Here is a 15,133-nt window from a genome sequence, read left to right as displayed (position 1 = left end):
GCCGCCGCGTGGGCGGCGGCGCCCTGGATCAACGCGGCGCCGGAGCCGGCGCTGGCGGTGCGGCCGGCGGGACAGGCGGGGCCGGTGGTGCGGGCGGCACCGGGCCGTCGGGGCGCGGCGGGCTGAACAACGCACGCTGCGAGGCGCGATCGCGGCCCAGTTGGGTGGCTTCGATGGCGCGCCCGTTGGCGGTGGCAACCCCGAAGCCGCTCACGCTCAATGGCGCGCCGGCCCGCAGCAGATCACCGAACTGCAGCGCCAGATGCGGCGGCATCCGCACCAGCGTGCCGTCGCTCAGCAACGCGCCATTGGTCTCGCCACCCGGGCCGTAGACCAAGCGCTCGATGCGTCCTTCCGCCTGCAACGGCGTCAACGCGGCAGGTGCTGGCGGTGCCGGCGGCATGGCGCCCGCTGGCGGCTGGTCGACCACTTCGCGCCCACCACGATTGGAGCGGATGCTGCTGGCGCGCAGCACCGGCAGGCTGCCCAGGCGATAGCCTTGCACGCTCACCGTATCGCCACGGCGCACCGCAGCCTGCAACTGTGCGGACAGATGCGGTGCAAACGCCACCTGGGTGCCATCGCGCAACCACAGGCCGTCGACCTCGCCATTGGGATTGAGCATGAAGCGCTCGACCGTGCCGGTGATGCGCACCGGGGTGGCGGCCAACGGCGCGGGCGGTGCGGGCGGCACCGGCGGGGCCGGCGGTGGCGTGCCGACCGGCGCACGCGGCGCCAGCGGTGCTGCCGGCGGTGTGGGAGCCTGCGCGGCAGCGGTTGCCACGCTGCAGGCCAGTGCGAAAGCAAGTGCGGTCTGACGAATCATGCGATGTCTCCAACGCGGCAGGAGCGCCGCTCGCCCTGGAGATAAAGCAGCAATCGTGCCAACGGCGAGTCCGTTGTTTTACAAGGGTTTTGTGTCTGCACGCGCGCGGACAGTCGTCTGCGTTTCATCCACCACTGTCCGCTTTGCAGACACTTTGCAGCTCGGTTGTGCGTCCGACCCTGCAAGACAAGAATGTGCCGGGCACGCTCGTCGGCGGGGTGCGCGTGCCGATGTCCGGGCTGGATTTCGAACGCGTGGTGCTGCGCTTTCCGGCTGCACCGTTTGCTGGTGCAAGGCCGTAGCCAATGCTGCGAGTGGCAGCGGCGACATGCAACCAACAGGTGCGCATGACAACAGGTGCACGTGCTGCTGTGCGCGTATTGCGTCGTGACCGAGGCGGCAGCCTGCAACCATCGCGTCCGGTGATCGCTGCGCTTACTGCAGGCCGTACTCATCGAGCTTGCGGTACAGCAGCTGGCGATGAATGCCGAGCCGGCGCGCGGCTTCGGCGCGGTTGCCGCCACTGTGCGCCAAGGCGTCCTGGATCATCTGCCTTTCCAGCCGCGCCACCGCCTCGGGCAAGGTGCCTTCCGGTGGCGCTGTCGTCGTGTGCTGCTCGGCATCGTACTCGAGCGCGTCGTCCAGATCCGCGGCAACGATGCCGTGGCCGCGCACCAGCAGCTGGCTGCGTTGCATGACGTTACGCAGCTCGCGCACGTTACCGGGCCACGGGTAGGCCAGCAGCCGCGCTTGCGCGTCCGCCGACAACGCACGCGCCGCGCCTTCGCCGCTGCGCAGGAAATACTGCGCAAGCAGCACGATGTCCTGCCCGCGTTCGCGCAGCGGCGGCAGTTCGATCGGCACCACATTGAGGCGATAGCGCAGATCGCTGCGGAACTGTCCTGCCGCCACCCACGCCGCCAGATCGCGATGCGTGGCCGCCAGCACGCGCACATCCACCTTCTGCGCGCCGCGCCCGCCCAGCGGCGTCACTTCGCCTTCCTGCAGGAAGCGCAACAACTTGGCCTGCATCGGCAGCGGCATGTCGCCGATCTCGTCCAGGAACAACGTGCCGCCATCGGCTTCGCGAATCAGGCCGATGCGGTCGCTGGTCGCCCCGGAAAAGGCGCCCTTGCGATGGCCGAACAATTCGCTTTCCATCAACTCCAACGGGATCGCCGCACAATTGACTGCCACGAACGCCGCATCTGCGCGTGCGCTGGCGCGATGCAGGGCGCGCGCGACCAGCTCCTTGCCGGTACCGGTTTCGCCGGTGATCAACACCGGCAGATCGGAAGCTGCCGCCAGCCCGATGCGTTTATGCACGGTACGCATCGCCGGACTGTGGCCGACCAGGCCGTCGTCGTCGTCGGGTAGTCCGCTCGCTGCGGCATCGGCGTCGGCATCGGCGCGACTTGCCAATGCACGCTCCACCACCTCGACGATATCCGCACGCCCCACCGGCTTGACCAGGTGATCGAACGCACCCAGTGTCATCGCTTCGATGGTGTTGCCGCTGGAGGCGTACGCGGTGAGCATCACCAGCGGCACCTGGCGCGCGCGGGGATCGTCCGCACGCGCACGCAGCACCTGGATTCCGTCCATGCCGGGCATGCGGAAGTCCACGAACGCCAGCTCGATGCCGCCCTCGTTCAGGCGCAGCAAACCATCGGCGCCGTTGTCGACCGCGATCACCGTATGGCCGAGCGAGCGCAGCGTTGCCTGCAAGGTGGCCAGAAACGCCGCATCGTCGTCGATGATCAGGATGCGCGCCATGGCAGCTCCAGAATGAAATGGGTCATACCGTCGGCGTGTGCATAACGCACCTGCCCGCCATGTGCACGGGCGATCTCGCGCACCAGCGCAAGCCCCAGGCCATTGCCGTCGGCGCGACCGCTGACGAACGGCTCGAACAATTGCGAAGCGATGGCATCGGCGATGGCCGCGCCAGGATTGCTCACCCGTAGCTGCAGCAACCCATCGCTGGCGCTGGCCTCCAGTGTCACCGCGCTGCCTGCATCGGCGTGCTGGAGCGCGTTGCGCAGCAGATTGTGTACGGCACGGCCGAGCTGCTGCGGATCGAGCATCCACTGCAGCGGCACGTCCGGGACGCGCAGCTGTGGCGCCGGCGCGCCCGGCGGCAGCACGGCAGGATCGAGCAAGCTCGCCAGCCAGTCCTGCACCACCACCGTCTCCAGCTGCAGCCGGATCGGCTGCACCATGCCGAGCAGACTTTCGACCACCCCATCCAGGCGACGGATCTGCCCCAGCATCAGCTCACCGTGCGCGGCATCGTCCGGCGTGCCCTGGCGCGTGGCGATTTCGTTCTCCACGGCCAGGCGCATCGTGGCGATGGGGTTGCGAATCTCATGCGCCACCGTGGCGGTCAGGCGCCCGAGTGCGGCCAGCCGCTCGTGCCGTGCCAGCTCGTCGGCCAGCCGCCGCGTCTGCGCCAAGGCCTGCGCATTGCGCTGTGCGTAATCGCTGACCGCAGCGCCCAGCCGGTCCAGCTCGGGTGCGCCGGTGACCGGAATTTGCGGAAGTTCGGTATCGGCGGCCAGCGCCTGCTGGATGCGCTGAAGGCGCTGACTCCAGCGCCGTACCACCACGCCCAGGGCAATCGCCGATACCGCCACCATGGCGAAGATCAACAGCATGCCGATCGCCAGTGGCCGCCAGGCATCGGAAGTGCTCGCCGGCACCCGCGACATGGTCCATGCAGCGGTGCCCGCGGCCAGCGGGCAGGCACTGATCAACACCACTTCGCGGCTGCCGTCGCGACGAAAATCCACGGCCTTGTTGCCCATCGCACTCTGCCGTGCGGTACTGACGATCGTGGTCCACTCGGCGGCAGGAATATCGGTCTTGTGATCGCTGCCGTCGTAGGTGGGATAGGCGTAGGCAACGAATCCCTTGTCGAGATTCCACACCCCGCCCTCCACACCGGGCGCATCGGCCAGCACCAGTTGCACCACTACCGCGGCCAGCCCGGCGCCGTTGTCGCCACTACGCGCCGCCTCGCTTGCGCCGGCGTAGCGCTGCACGATGCGTGCGCATTGCGCGGTCAATTGCTGGCGCGCATCGTCCAGTCGCACCCCTTCGGTCTGTCGGTACAGGCCATACAGCATCGTGGCCACGCCCACGCAGGCAGCCAGGATCACCACCCAGATCAGCAGCAACTGGCGCAACAACGAACGAGGCATGCGAGGGTCCGGTAAAGACGTGCAGTTCAGAACGCGGTAACTGTGTCAGCGCATGTTGGTCTTGACCAGATCGATCACCTCATCGCCTCGCCCGCTCATCACTGCCTTGAGCAGATACAGGCCCATGCCCTTGGCCTGTTCCAGCTTGATTGCCGGCGGCACCGCCAGTTCCTGCGTGGCGATGCGCACATCCACCAGCGCCGGACCGGAATGCGCGAAGGCCTGCCGCAACGCCCGCTCCAGTTGCGCGGACTCATCGACCCGGATGCCCAGGATGCCCATCGCATTGCTCATCGCTGCGAAGTCCGGATTGCGCAGCTCGGTGCCGGTGTCCAGATAGCCGGCGGCTTTCATCTCCATCGCCACGAATCCCAGCGAAGAGTTGTTGAACACCACGATCTTCACCGGCAGACGCAGCTGCGCCAGCGAGATGAAATCGCCCATCAGCATCGCAAAACCACCATCACCCGACAGCGCAATCACCTGACGGCCCGGATACGCCGACTGCGCACCCAGCGCCTGCGGCATCGCATTGGCCATCGAACCGTGATTGAATGAACCGAGCAAGCGGCGTTGTCCGTTCATGCGCAGATAGCGCGCGGCCCACACCGTTGGCGTGCCGACATCGCAGGTGAATACCGCATCCTGGTCGGCGATCTGGCTGATCATGCGCGCCACGAATTGCGGATGCAGCGGCTCGCCTGGATCGGCCGGCACCGCCAGATCGTCCAGTCCCTCGCGCGCCTTGCGATATTGCGCCAGCGCCTTGTCCAGGAAGTCGCGTTTCTCGCGTCGCTGCAGCTGCGGCAGCAAGGCGGCGATGGTTTCGCCCACATCCGCTGCGATGCCCAGCTGCAACGGCGTACGCCGCCCCAGCGCGCTCGGGTCGCGGTCCACCTGCACGATGGTCGCGTCCTTCGGGTAGAACTGCCGATACGGAAAATCCGTACCCAGCATGATCAAGGTGTCGCAGTTGAGCATCGCGTGGTAGCCGGAGCTGAAGCCGATCAGGCCGGTCATGCCGACATCGAACGGGTTCTCCCACTCCACGTGTTCCTTGCCGCGCAAGGCATGCACAATCGGCGCGCCCAGGGTGTCGGCCAATGCCACCACCGCATCGTGTGCGCCCGCGCAGCCGCTGCCGCACAACAGCGTGATCGCTTCGCTGTGCTGCAGCAGCGCGGCCAGTTGCTGCACATCTTCGGGAGCCGGCAGCACGCGCGGTTGGCGCAGTTGCGGCCACGCCGTGGGAATGTGCTTGTCCACTTCCAGCAGTGCGATATCGCCGGGGATCACCACCACCGCCACGCCTTGCTGCAGGATGGCCGCACGCATCGCGCGGTGCAGCACTTCCGGCAGCTGCGCCGGATTGGTCACCAACTCCACAAAGTGACTGCACTCGCGGAACAGTTCCTGCGGATGCGTCTCCTGAAAATAGTTCAGCCCGATCTCGGACGAGGGAATATGCGCGGCGATCGCCAGCACCGGCTGGCGGCTGCGATGACAATCGAACAGCCCGTTGATCAGATGCAGGTTGCCCGGCCCGCAGCTACCCGCACACACCGCCAGCTTGCCGGTCACCGCCGCTTCGGCGCCGGCAGCGAACGCGGCCACCTCTTCGTGGCGCACGTGCATCCATTCGATCGTCTGCATCTCGCGCAAGGCATCGGTCAGGCCGTTGAGGCTGTCGCCGGTCAACCCCCAGATCCGCTCCACCCCCGCGCTCTGCAGCGTCTCGGCCAGAAACCGCGCCAACGTCTTTTTCTTCGCCACGATGCAGCTCCACGCTTGTTCGACAAGCCTTGCATGCTCCCAGTCACAATGTCAGCGCAATGTGCTTGCACGCTGCAAACGCAGTAAAAATCACTGAAAAACAGCCGCTTCTATACATGCGCATCACATCGACGCGATGTAACCGCCAATGCATCACGCTTTGCGCGTGCGCTACGCGCATTGCAATTTGATGACAAGGAAGCGGAGCTGAACTGGGCGCGATGATTCATGGACCAGTCAGTCCAAAATTCATGTCGCGTTCCATCGAATAACGGAGAATTTACATCTCGGCAGCGAACGGCATCCGCCTCAGCGCCGGCCCAAACCATAAGTACAGGTATCGATCATGAAGAATTCCCTGCTGGCCCTCGGCCTTCTCGCAGCCCTGCCGTTTGCGGCCTCCGCTGCTGAAAACCTCTCCTACAACTTCGTCGAAGGTGACTACGTGCGCACCCCGACCGAAGGCCGCGACGCTGATGGTTGGGGCGTGAAGGCGTCCTACGCCGTCGCTCCGAACTTCCACGTGTTCGGCGATTACAGCAAGCAGAACGCTGACGACAACGACAACGTGTTCGAAAGCTCCAACTCCGACTTCCAGCAGTGGGGCGTCGGCGTGGGTTACAACCAGGAAATCGCCACCAGCACCGACTTCGTTGCTCGCGTTGCCTACCGCAAGCTGGACCTGGACACCCCGAACATCAGCTTCGACGGTTACAGCGTTGAAGCCGGCCTGCGTAACGCCTTCGGCGAGCACTTCGAAGTCTACGCCCTGGCTGGCTACGAAGATTTCTCCAAGAAGCGCGGCATCGACATCGGCGACAACTTCTACGGCCGCCTCGGCGCCCAGGTCAAGTTGAACCAGAACTGGGGCATCAACGGCGACATCCGTATGGATGGCGACGGCAACAAGGAATGGTCGGTCGGCCCGCGCTTCAGCTGGTAAGCCGCACGTTTGACTGCAACGCGACTCTCTCTCCCGCGTTGCATTGGAAGCCCGGTCCCCCGACCGGGCTTCTTTCTTTTGGGCGATCGGCTGACGATGCGCACATCGCGCTATAGCGGCATGTGCGCGATGCGGCTGCTGTAGAAGCACGATCCCGCGCGCTCAAGCGGCTACAGCTTGCCGCCAGCCTTTGCGATCGACACCAACAAAAAGCCCGGCAATGCCGGGCTTTTTGTTGTTTCTGCGCAGCGCGTCAACGCGCGATGCCGCGATCAGGTGAACAAGGTCTGCGGGTACTCGGGCTTGCGCTCGCGTGCCAGCAATTCCTTCAGGCCTGCTTCCGGGGTGATCTCGCCATGCAATACCGCACGCACGGCGTTGGAGATCGGCAGCTCGATGCCGTGATGCTCGGCCTGACGCATGACTTCGTCGGCGGTCTGCACCGATTCAACCACCTGGCCGATCTCGCGGATCGCATCGTTCAGGCTCTGTCCGCGTCCCAGGGCCAACCCCAGCCGTCGGTTGCGCGACAGGTCACCGGTGCAGGTGAGCACCAGATCGCCCAGACCCGCCAGGCCCATCAATGTCTCCGGCCGTGCACCGATCGCCGCCGCCAGGCGCAGCATCTCGTTCAAGCCGCGTGTGATCAGGCCGGCACGGGCGTTGAGACCCAGCTGCATGCCATCGGCCACGCCGGTGGCCACCGCCAGCACGTTCTTCATCGCACCACCGAGCTCGGCGCCCACCATGTCATCGCCCGTATAGGCGCGGAAGGTGGGGCCATGCATGGCATCGGCCACGACCTGCGCAAACGCCGCATCGTCGCCGTGCACGGTGATGGCGGTCGGCAGGCCGAGCGTGACTTCCTTGGCGAAGGATGGCCCGGTTACCACGGCCAGCGGAACGCCGGGACCGAGGATGTCGCGCGCCACTTCATGCAGGAACCGCCCGGAACCGGGCTCGAAGCCCTTGGTCGCCCACGCAACGCCGGCACCGGCCGGACGCAACGGGGCGATCAACCGGATCGTCTCGGTGAATGCATGCGAGGGCACCACGACCAGGATCCAGCCGGCATCGGCAATGGCCAGTTGCAGGTCGGTGGTCGCGCGCAGGCTCTCGGGCAGTGCAATCCCCGGCAGATAACGTGCGTTTTCGTGGGTGCGGTCGATGGTATCCACCATCGCCGCATCGCGTCCCCAGAGCACGGTCGGGTGACCGTGCCTGGCGAGCAGCGCGGCCAGGGCCGTGCCCCAGGAGCCGGCGCCGAGAACGGCGATCTTCTGCGTCGAATCGCTCATCGGCGCACGCAAGGCTTAGGCGTTGCCAGCCGGCTCGGAATCGGCCAGCGAGGTGCCTTCGCCCTGCGAACGCTGGCGCAGGGTCTCTGCATACAGCGCTTCGAAGTTGATCGGCTGCAGGTAGAACGGCGGGAAGCCGCCGGCCTGGATCAGGTCGCTGACCAGGGTACGCACATACGGGAACAGGATGTTCGGGCACTGGGTGCCGAGCAGCACGTCGATCGCCTGCGGCTCCAGGCCGACCAGGCCGAACACGCCGGCCTGCTGCACTTCGGCCACGTAGGCGGTCTTGCCACCGGCGGTGCAGGTCAGGGTCACGGCCAGCACCACTTCGAAGGCGTTGTCGTTGAGGCGCTGCACCTTCTGGTTGAGGTTCAGCTGCAGCTCGGGCTGGTTGGCGTCATTGAAGACGGACGGCGCGTTCGGCGATTCGAAGGAAACGTCCTTGACGTAAATCTTCTCGATGGTGAAAGCGGGGCCAGCAGCGGCGTCGGCCGGCGCAACCGCGCCGTTGATGATTTCGTCGGACATTCCTAACTCCAGAAACGGTTCGGTGGATGCAGCGTTGAATGATGCAGACGTGAAAGTGCGAGTCTCTCACGCCAGCAATGGGGACTTGCCCGGCGCCTCACAAGGTGCGGTCAGGCGCGGCCCTTGACCAGCGGCAGTTCGGCCATCTGCCAGGCGGCCACGCCGCCATCGAGCCAGTAAACCTGCTCGAAACCGGCTTTCTTCAGCGTCTTGGCCGCGCCTGCGGAGGCATTGCCGTTGCGGCACACCACCACCACGGGCGAGGACTTGGCGTTGGCGAGCAGCTTGCCGGCCGGGTCGAACTTGGCCAGCGCCACGTTGCGGCTGCCGGCGATGTGGCCTTTTTCGAAATCGGCGGTCGGCGACAGGTCGATCACCAACGCGTTCTCGCTGTTGATCAAACGGGTCAGCTCGGCCGGCTTGAGTGCGCGATACCCACGGAACAGGCGCGCAACCTCGGTGACGATCAGGGCGATGGTCAGGCCCACCAGGGCCAGTGACAACATGGGGTTGCGGCCGACAAAGGCCTGCAGCTCTTCGAAATTCACGGGGTCAGGGTCAGTCAAGCGGGCGGGAATTGTCGCACAGCTGGCGCGTGCGACGGCCAGGCACCGGCGGCACGGGCTACTGGCCCTGCCACAGATCGGGCAGGCCGCTGGCCAGCCACCAGCGTTTGCGCTCGGCGTCCCAGCGCCACAGCTCGATGCTGCGCACCAGCCGCTCGGCCTGGGTATTGCGATTGATCACCCGCAACTCGACCTCGCGGCGCAGGTCGCCGTTGCCATCCTCGCCCACCCGCAGCTCGCGATAGCCGGAGATCTGCACCTGCTCGTAGCGCGAGCGTTCCAGATCGCTGAGCGGATGCGCCTGGGCGTAGCTCGGCTCGACAAAGCCCTGCGCGGCATCGAAATCGCTCCAGCGCACCGCGGCGGTATAGGCGGCCTGAGTGGTTTCCAGCGCGCGTGCCTGGGCACGGCTGCCGGCAGACGCCCCCCCGCTGACGATCGCCAGCCCGAGCAACAACATTGCCCCGATCACTGCACGCATGCGCATTCCCCCAAGTCCAGCGCGCATCCTACCGTTTTGGAAACGCCACGAAGCGCCCGCTCAGGGTGGCCGCCGCCGCACCGGACCCCAGCGCGATCTGCGCACGCATGCCGATGCGCGCCTTGCCGCGCTGCCGAAAGGTGGCCAGGAATGCCTCCCAGCTGCCGAGTTCGGACGGCTCGGCATTGGCCACCAGGTCCTCGTAGACCGGGGCGACGTAGCGCAGTTGGCTGTCGGCCACGTAGACATCGGCGCTGTGCCCGGCCAGTTGCAGTTGCAGCGTCAGCCAGCCCCAGCTGGCCAGCGTCATCAACGAAGCCAGGCTGCCGCCGAACGCGTTGGCCTTGTCGTTGACGTTGGCCTGCAGCGGCGCACGCAAGCGCAACGCGCCGTCATGCAAGCCGTCGACGGCAATGCCCATCGACAGGACCGGCGGCATGGCGACGAACTGTTGCTGCAGCGACTGCAGGGCGGATGCGAGCGTGCACGAAGGAGTCATCGGCGAAGGCTGGAAGACGGCGAAGGGCGGCATCATGCCGCAATGTTCCGCGAGCGTCTTGTGCACTGGAATGACATGCGGTACCGCATGGTGAACGCGTACGGCATCGCGTCGCCGCATGCCTGGGTCTTGCCCGGCTCAGGGCGCGAACACGACCTTGCGATAGCCCTGCGCCACCCGCAGCAACGCGGTGGCCCTGGCCTTCCAATGCGCGCTGCGCTGCCTCTGCGCGTGCGTCAACGGCGCATCGATGGTGCTGGTGAACACGATCTGCTCCGGAGCGGCGTGGAAGAACTTGTCCTGGATGCAGGCCGCCGGCGCCAGCTGATAGGTGGACAGTTGCTGTGCGACCGGCGATTCGTTCCAGCCGAACAGGAAAATGTCAGCCATGGTGTGCCAGCGCGCGTCGGCTGCGAGCAGCAGGCGCGCCGCATCGCGGCTGAGGATCAGCGCACCGGCGCAGACCGGCCAGCAGTGTTGGTGGGTCGAGGGACGCACCAGGCGCAGCTGCCGGCCCCCGACCTCGGCGACCTTGGCATCGAGTTTGATGCGGTTGTAGGACGGCTCCAGCCGCACGATGCTGTTGCCGCCCGGCAGCCACTCGCTGCTGCGCAGCAGCGCCGGCAGCGCGTCGGACAGATGCATGTCGTCTTCGAAGATGGCGGTGTAGGCGTCGTCGGAGTCGGCTGCGACGCGCCACGCGGCCTGATGGCTCAGGAAGCACCCGATGTTGGAGGCGGTCCACTTGCGCGGGCCGGTGCTGAAGGCATCCCCGGAGCCTTCCAGCGGCCGCTCGCGTGCGAAGTCGGCAATCTGCGCAGGCGTCAGGGTGGCGCCATCGACCGCGGGAATCCGCTCGAACGGCAGGCCCAGTGCCTGGAACCGCGTCGACATCGCCTGCAGGCGCTCGCCGCTGCGCTGCATGTTGATGAGGTAGGACTTGATCACGGCGCCACTCCAGCTCGATCGTCGTGGCGGATCGTGGGCGGTAGCGGTCATCGGCACAGACCCGGAGACGAGGTTCTGGCCGCAGAAACGCAGGCATCGCGTCGAGCAGGCACGCAAAGGCCAGACAGCGCGCGAGGATCGAATCGCCGCCAGCGCTATCGCAGCGCGCGACACCCGCCCCCGATAACGCACGGCTCTCGCATAATCACTGGATGACACCTCCCGCCCCAGCTGCCAACGCCTGGACCCTGATTTCGCTGCGGCCCAGCGGTGAACACGCGCCGCTGCGGCGGGCCGCCGCGCGGCACGGCGGACGGCTGCTGGCGCTGTCGCCATGGCGGCTGCAGACCAACGACACCCCGCAGGCACGGGCTGCATTGCGGCAGGCCTTGCACGCGCCGATCGCGGTGTTCACCAGCCCGGCCGCAGTGCACGCGGCACATCGCCTGGCGCCGCTGCAGCGGCCGGCGCAGGCGCAGTGGGTGAGCGTGGGAGACGGCACCGCGCGTGCGCTGCAGTCCTGCGGCATCAACACGGTGATACGCCCGGCGCGCATGGACAGCGAGGGCCTGCTCGCATTGCCGCTGTTCCGGCAATCGCTGCAGGCCGTTGGGCTGATCACCGCCCCGGGCGGGCGCGGCATGCTGGCGCCGTCGCTGGAGCAGCGGGGCGCCCGCATCCTGCGCGCCGATGTCTATCAGCGCGTGCCGTTGCGCCTGCGCGCATCGGCAGTGCGTGCCCTGGCGGACGCGCTGCCCGCTAGCGTGCTGGCGCTGAGCAGCGCCGAAGCGCTGACGCTGGTGCTGCAGCAACTGCCTGGACCGCTGATCGACGCCTTACGGCAACGCCCGCTGGTGGCCTCCAGCGAGCGCATGCTGCAAGCCGCACACGCCGCCGGCTTCCAGCAGGTGCTGCGCGCCGCAGGTCCCTTGCCCGAGCAATTGGCCGCTGCCGCCGCCGCGATCGTGACACCATCGCGACCTTGCTGAACTTCGAACTCAAGCACGGCTTGCGGCTGTCTGCCGCTGCACGCCATGCTGTGGCAGATGACTGCGGCACCTGCACCCGTCGTGACCGCGCGAGGATGGACGAATGACCGAAATGCCCGCTTCCACGCGACGCTTTCCCTTGGCATGGCTGCTGCTCGTCGTCGCGCTGGCCGCCGTGGGCGTGGCGCTGTTCTTCGGTTGGCGCGCATGGCAGGGCTATCAAAGTGCGCAACTGCAGGCCGCCGAAGCGCAGCAGCAGCGCTGGGATGGCACGCAGCAGATGCTGGAGACCTTGCGCCGCGACCAACGCTTGGCCAACGAACGCCTGGCGGATGCGGCAGCCACCAACCGCGTGCTGCGCGACGAGATGCTCGGCCTGAGCCAACGCAGCGCCTTGCTCGAAGAAACCGTGCAAAAGCTTGCCGATCCCAACCGCCACGGTGCACAGGCGCTGCGGCTGGATGAAGTGGAACTGCTGCTGCGGCTGGGCCAGCAGCGGCTGAGCATCGCCGGCGACGCCGACGGTGCGCGCCGCGCCTACGCACTGGCCAATGCCGCACTCAATGGCATCGACGATCCCGGCTATCTCAACCTCCGCCAGGCGCTGGTACAGGAACGCGACGCGCTGGATCGCCTGGGCGCCGGTCCGCAGGCGCAGGCCGGCAACACCCTGGACCAGTTGGCCGGCGACCTGCTGCGCCTGCCCGAACAGACCACTCAAGAGAGCGAAGCAGCGCAGCCGTGGTGGCAGAAAGCACTCACACCGCTGGTGGACATCCGTCCCAGCCGTGGCGATGCGCTGCTGACCGGCGGCGATCGCCACGCCGCGCGCGACGCCTTGCAGATCGAGGTCAGCTTGGCCCGCGCTGCGGCCGAGCGCGGCGATGCCGCCGGCTTTGCGCAATCGCTGCGCCGGGTGGACACCTGGACCACCCGGCTGTGGCCGGATTCGCCACAACGTCGCCAGGCACGTACCCGCCTGCGCACGCTGCAACAAGCGCCACTGCGTCCGCGCCTGCCGGAACTGGGCACCACCCTGCTGCAACTGCAGGCCATGCGTGAAGGGAGATCCACCCAATGAAAGTGTTGCGTACCGTCTTGATCCTGTTGGTTGCCGTGGCGCTGGGCGTGCTCGGTGCGCAATGGCTGTCGCATCAGACCAGTTACGACCTGGGCAATGTGGTGGTCAGCGTCGGCGGCAACGACTACCGCGCCGCCATGCCGCAGGCGCTGCTGATCCTGGTCATCGCGCTGCTGGTGCTGTGGCTGGTGTGGACGCTGGTCAGCCTGCCGTTCCGGGTCTGGGGCAAGTACCGCCGCAGGAAGGGCCGTGCCCGCCTGATCGAAGGCCTGCGCGCAGCCGATCACGGCCAGTGGCAGCGTGCCGAGCGCCTGTTGGTCAACGCCAGCGAGGATGCGGAGGTCAGCGGCATCGCCCTGGCCAGCGCAGTGCGGGTCGCCGATGCACGCGGCGATGAGGTGGCGGCGAACGCGCTGGCCCAGCAATTGGCAGAGCGCGACCCCACCGCGCATGCGTTGCTGCAGGGCGAGCGGCATCTGGCGCGGCAACGCCCGGTCGAGGCGATCAATGCGCTCGATCATGCCAACGCCCAGCCGCTGCCGGCGCGCGGCCTGCTGCTGCGCACGCACGCCCTGGCGCAGATCGGCCGCGCCGACGAGGCTTACGGCCAGCTGGGCGCATTGCGTCAGCAGGCGGTACTGGCACCGGAGGCCTACAGCGCCCTGGAAGCGACGCTGGCCGAGCAGACGCTGTTGCAGGCCGGCGATGCCAATGCCCTGGCCGAACGCTGGGAAGCGCTGCCCAAACCGCTGCGTACCTATCCTGCGGTGGTAGGCGCCTATGCACAGCGCGCCGCGGCACTGCATTGGGACGACGCGGCAGTGCACAGCCTGGAGCAGGCGCTGGACACGCAGTGGGACGAATCGCTGGTGCGCCTGTACGGCGTGCTGCCGTTGGAAAAATACGATTCGCGCCGCGCCAGTGCGCAGCGTTGGCTGGCCCAGTACCCGGACAGCCCGGGCCTGTTGCTGACCCTGGCGCGCCTGGCCCGTCACCAGCAGCAGTGGTCGCAGGCCGAAGAGTTCCTGCATCGCGCGGTGGCCAATGGCGCGGGCAGCGAGGCCTGGGAAGAACTCGGCCACGGCTTTGCCGCCGCGGGGGATCTGCTGTCTGCACAGCATTGCTACGCCAACGCCCTGCGCGCCGCACGCGGCGAGCCGGTGCACGAGGGCTTGCCGCAGCAATCGCTGCACGGGCCGATCGTCTCGGCGTATGCCACGCCGCCGGCCGATCCGCTCGCACCGGACGATCGCGTGCTTTGACCTAAGATCTGATCGCCGTTGCGGCGATGCGTGGACTCACCAGCAGCCCCGGCATGTCCGGGGCTCTTGGTTTTCTAGATCCGGGCAGAAGCGCTGCCGGCAACGTTTGCCGGCCCGTCATCACGCCCGCGGGGATGGCAACGCATGGACGTTACAAAGCTATCTGCAAACATAGCGGCGCAGATCACCAATCGCGCGATTCCCGGGGCGGCGCTGGCAATGCGCGCAAAAACGCGTCACAGGCACCGAAATAACGTGCCTGCTCGTGATCGACCGATTGCGCCGACAACACGCGCGAACCGCGCCTGCCGATCAACAGCATCGCCGCCATCACACCGGCACCGGTCAGCCAGCCGGTCGCACCACCGATCCACAGCACCCCCACCAGCAACGGCAGGATCGACGCCATCGCGATGGCGACACACCGCACGCGGCGGCGCTCATGCCACGCGCACAGGCTCAGCACGTGCGCACTGCGCTTGCGCAGCACGATGGCCAGGATCAGATACGGCAGCACTCCCATCAATAGGGCCAGATAGATCGCCGGGTGATGCCAATGGAAGATGTAGCGGCGCGGCGAGATGTCCGCGGCCGCATTGCACTTGACGCAACGCGGCGGCAGATCGGCGCCAGGCGTGCACACCAGTACATCGCCCTCGCGCCACACGGCGCCGTGCGTCGGAGGCAGATAAAGCGTAGGGGGCTCGCGTGAATCAACGTTCGACATCCATGC

General features: G+C 67.0%; 16 protein-coding genes. 5 read left to right on the top strand and 11 right to left on the bottom strand.

All coding sequences use genetic code 11. The features are described 5' to 3' along the window. Positions 1–28 precede the first annotated feature (28 nt). Positions 29–826 (bottom strand): hypothetical protein, encoded by a 798-nt coding sequence (locus tag ABQ039_RS01075; protein WP_102250744.1) that lies wholly within the window; start codon positions 824–826, stop codon positions 29–31. Positions 827–993: 167 nt separating this feature from the next. Between ABQ039_RS01075 and ABQ039_RS01070 the strand changes: the two genes are divergently transcribed. Then, positions 994–1,128 carry a hypothetical protein gene (locus ABQ039_RS01070; protein ID WP_258081865.1) on the top strand — a complete coding sequence of 45 codons (135 nt, stop codon included), beginning with the start codon at positions 994–996 and terminating at the stop codon, positions 1,126–1,128. A 133-nt stretch (positions 1,129–1,261) separates the two neighbouring features. On the opposite strand, the gene ABQ039_RS01065 is transcribed toward ABQ039_RS01070, so the two are convergent. From ABQ039_RS01065 to poxB, 3 genes are read right to left on the bottom strand one after another with little or no spacing between them, the layout of a single operon-like run. After that, positions 1,262–2,602: a sigma-54 dependent transcriptional regulator gene (locus ABQ039_RS01065; RefSeq protein ID WP_184609796.1), complete on the bottom strand. Its 1,341-nt coding sequence runs from the start codon at positions 2,600–2,602 to the stop codon at positions 1,262–1,264. Beyond that, positions 2,587–4,029 (bottom strand): HAMP domain-containing sensor histidine kinase, encoded by a 1,443-nt coding sequence (locus ABQ039_RS01060; protein WP_349778247.1) that lies wholly within the window; start codon positions 4,027–4,029, stop codon positions 2,587–2,589. The genes ABQ039_RS01065 and ABQ039_RS01060 overlap by 16 nt, the downstream gene beginning before the upstream one ends. Before the next feature lie 45 nt (positions 4,030–4,074). Then, positions 4,075–5,784: a ubiquinone-dependent pyruvate dehydrogenase gene (poxB, locus tag ABQ039_RS01055; protein WP_184610426.1), complete on the bottom strand. Its 1,710-nt coding sequence runs from the start codon at positions 5,782–5,784 to the stop codon at positions 4,075–4,077. 364 nt (positions 5,785–6,148) lie between these two features. Between poxB and ABQ039_RS01050 the strand changes: the two genes are divergently transcribed. Continuing rightward, a complete protein-coding gene (locus tag ABQ039_RS01050; protein ID WP_016904049.1) occupies positions 6,149–6,745 on the top strand; it encodes a diffusible signal factor-reguated Ax21 faimly virulence factor in 597 nt (198 codons plus the stop codon). Positions 6,746–7,017: 272 nt separating this feature from the next. Here the strand turns inward: ABQ039_RS01050 and ABQ039_RS01045 are convergent, their stop codons facing one another. From ABQ039_RS01045 to ABQ039_RS01020, 6 genes are all read right to left on the bottom strand, one after another. Next, positions 7,018–8,043: an NAD(P)H-dependent glycerol-3-phosphate dehydrogenase gene (locus tag ABQ039_RS01045; RefSeq protein WP_026064544.1), complete on the bottom strand. Its 1,026-nt coding sequence runs from the start codon at positions 8,041–8,043 to the stop codon at positions 7,018–7,020. 15 nt (positions 8,044–8,058) lie between these two features. After that, complete coding sequence (gene secB / locus ABQ039_RS01040; protein ID WP_016903394.1) at positions 8,059–8,574, bottom strand: protein-export chaperone SecB; 516 nt, start codon at positions 8,572–8,574, stop codon at positions 8,059–8,061. A gap of 110 nt (positions 8,575–8,684) precedes the next feature. Beyond that, a complete protein-coding gene (locus tag ABQ039_RS01035) occupies positions 8,685–9,122 on the bottom strand; it encodes a rhodanese-like domain-containing protein (RefSeq protein ID WP_016903395.1) in 438 nt (145 codons plus the stop codon). A 76-nt stretch (positions 9,123–9,198) separates the two neighbouring features. Beyond that, positions 9,199–9,621 carry a hypothetical protein gene (locus ABQ039_RS01030; RefSeq protein ID WP_024940487.1) on the bottom strand — a complete coding sequence of 141 codons (423 nt, stop codon included), beginning with the start codon at positions 9,619–9,621 and terminating at the stop codon, positions 9,199–9,201. A gap of 28 nt (positions 9,622–9,649) precedes the next feature. Continuing rightward, on the bottom strand, positions 9,650–10,120 hold the full coding sequence (locus ABQ039_RS01025) for a YiiD C-terminal domain-containing protein (RefSeq protein ID WP_024940488.1): 471 nt from the start codon (positions 10,118–10,120) through the stop codon (positions 9,650–9,652). A gap of 138 nt (positions 10,121–10,258) precedes the next feature. Beyond that, the gene (locus ABQ039_RS01020; protein WP_184609792.1) at positions 10,259–11,068 is read right to left on the bottom strand and encodes a glycosyltransferase family 25 protein; all 810 of its coding nucleotides are present in this window, start codon (positions 11,066–11,068) and stop codon (positions 10,259–10,261) included. Positions 11,069–11,280: 212 nt separating this feature from the next. Between ABQ039_RS01020 and ABQ039_RS01015 the strand changes: the two genes are divergently transcribed. The 3 genes from ABQ039_RS01015 to ABQ039_RS01005 all read left to right on the top strand — a co-directional run bounded on the left by ABQ039_RS01015 (position 11,281) and on the right by ABQ039_RS01005 (position 14,400). Then, positions 11,281–12,057: a uroporphyrinogen-III synthase gene (locus ABQ039_RS01015; RefSeq protein WP_221190852.1), complete on the top strand. Its 777-nt coding sequence runs from the start codon at positions 11,281–11,283 to the stop codon at positions 12,055–12,057. Between the two features lie 103 nt (positions 12,058–12,160). Beyond that, a complete protein-coding gene (locus tag ABQ039_RS01010; RefSeq protein WP_184609790.1) occupies positions 12,161–13,138 on the top strand; it encodes a uroporphyrinogen-III C-methyltransferase in 978 nt (325 codons plus the stop codon). Continuing rightward, a complete protein-coding gene (locus ABQ039_RS01005; RefSeq protein WP_102250751.1) occupies positions 13,135–14,400 on the top strand; it encodes a heme biosynthesis protein HemY in 1,266 nt (421 codons plus the stop codon). The genes ABQ039_RS01010 and ABQ039_RS01005 overlap by 4 nt, the downstream gene beginning before the upstream one ends. Before the next feature lie 184 nt (positions 14,401–14,584). On the opposite strand, the gene ABQ039_RS01000 is transcribed toward ABQ039_RS01005, so the two are convergent. Then, positions 14,585–15,127 carry a hypothetical protein gene (locus ABQ039_RS01000; protein WP_184609788.1) on the bottom strand — a complete coding sequence of 181 codons (543 nt, stop codon included), beginning with the start codon at positions 15,125–15,127 and terminating at the stop codon, positions 14,585–14,587. Between the last annotated feature and the right edge of the window lie 6 nt (positions 15,128–15,133).

This window comes from Xanthomonas sp. WHRI 6108 (assembly GCF_040202385.2).
Lineage (GTDB): Bacteria > Pseudomonadota > Gammaproteobacteria > Xanthomonadales > Xanthomonadaceae > Xanthomonas > Xanthomonas arboricola.
Note: the sequence above shows the minus strand (reverse complement) of the source record. Positions and strands in the feature narration are given on the sequence as shown.

What these genes read in the sequence shown, in the direction of transcription:
- ABQ039_RS01010 (WP_184609790.1), top strand. Translation starts at nt 12,161, where the DNA reads ATGACCGAAATGCCCGCTTCCACGCGACGCTTTCCCTTGGCATGGCTG.
- secB (WP_016903394.1), bottom strand. Translation starts at nt 8,574, where the DNA reads ATGTCCGACGAAATCATCAACGGCGCGGTTGCGCCGGCCGACGCCGCT.
- ABQ039_RS01060 (WP_349778247.1), bottom strand. Translation starts at nt 4,029, where the DNA reads ATGCCTCGTTCGTTGTTGCGCCAGTTGCTGCTGATCTGGGTGGTGATC.
- ABQ039_RS01000 (WP_184609788.1), bottom strand. Translation starts at nt 15,127, where the DNA reads ATGTCGAACGTTGATTCACGCGAGCCCCCTACGCTTTATCTGCCTCCG.
- ABQ039_RS01015 (WP_221190852.1), top strand. Translation starts at nt 11,281, where the DNA reads ATGACACCTCCCGCCCCAGCTGCCAACGCCTGGACCCTGATTTCGCTG.
- ABQ039_RS01005 (WP_102250751.1), top strand. Translation starts at nt 13,135, where the DNA reads ATGAAAGTGTTGCGTACCGTCTTGATCCTGTTGGTTGCCGTGGCGCTG.
- ABQ039_RS01025 (WP_024940488.1), bottom strand. Translation starts at nt 10,120, where the DNA reads ATGACTCCTTCGTGCACGCTCGCATCCGCCCTGCAGTCGCTGCAGCAA.
- ABQ039_RS01075 (WP_102250744.1), bottom strand. Translation starts at nt 826, where the DNA reads ATGATTCGTCAGACCGCACTTGCTTTCGCACTGGCCTGCAGCGTGGCA.
- ABQ039_RS01050 (WP_016904049.1), top strand. Translation starts at nt 6,149, where the DNA reads ATGAAGAATTCCCTGCTGGCCCTCGGCCTTCTCGCAGCCCTGCCGTTT.
- ABQ039_RS01030 (WP_024940487.1), bottom strand. Translation starts at nt 9,621, where the DNA reads ATGCGTGCAGTGATCGGGGCAATGTTGTTGCTCGGGCTGGCGATCGTC.
- ABQ039_RS01065 (WP_184609796.1), bottom strand. Translation starts at nt 2,602, where the DNA reads ATGGCGCGCATCCTGATCATCGACGACGATGCGGCGTTTCTGGCCACC.
- ABQ039_RS01045 (WP_026064544.1), bottom strand. Translation starts at nt 8,043, where the DNA reads ATGAGCGATTCGACGCAGAAGATCGCCGTTCTCGGCGCCGGCTCCTGG.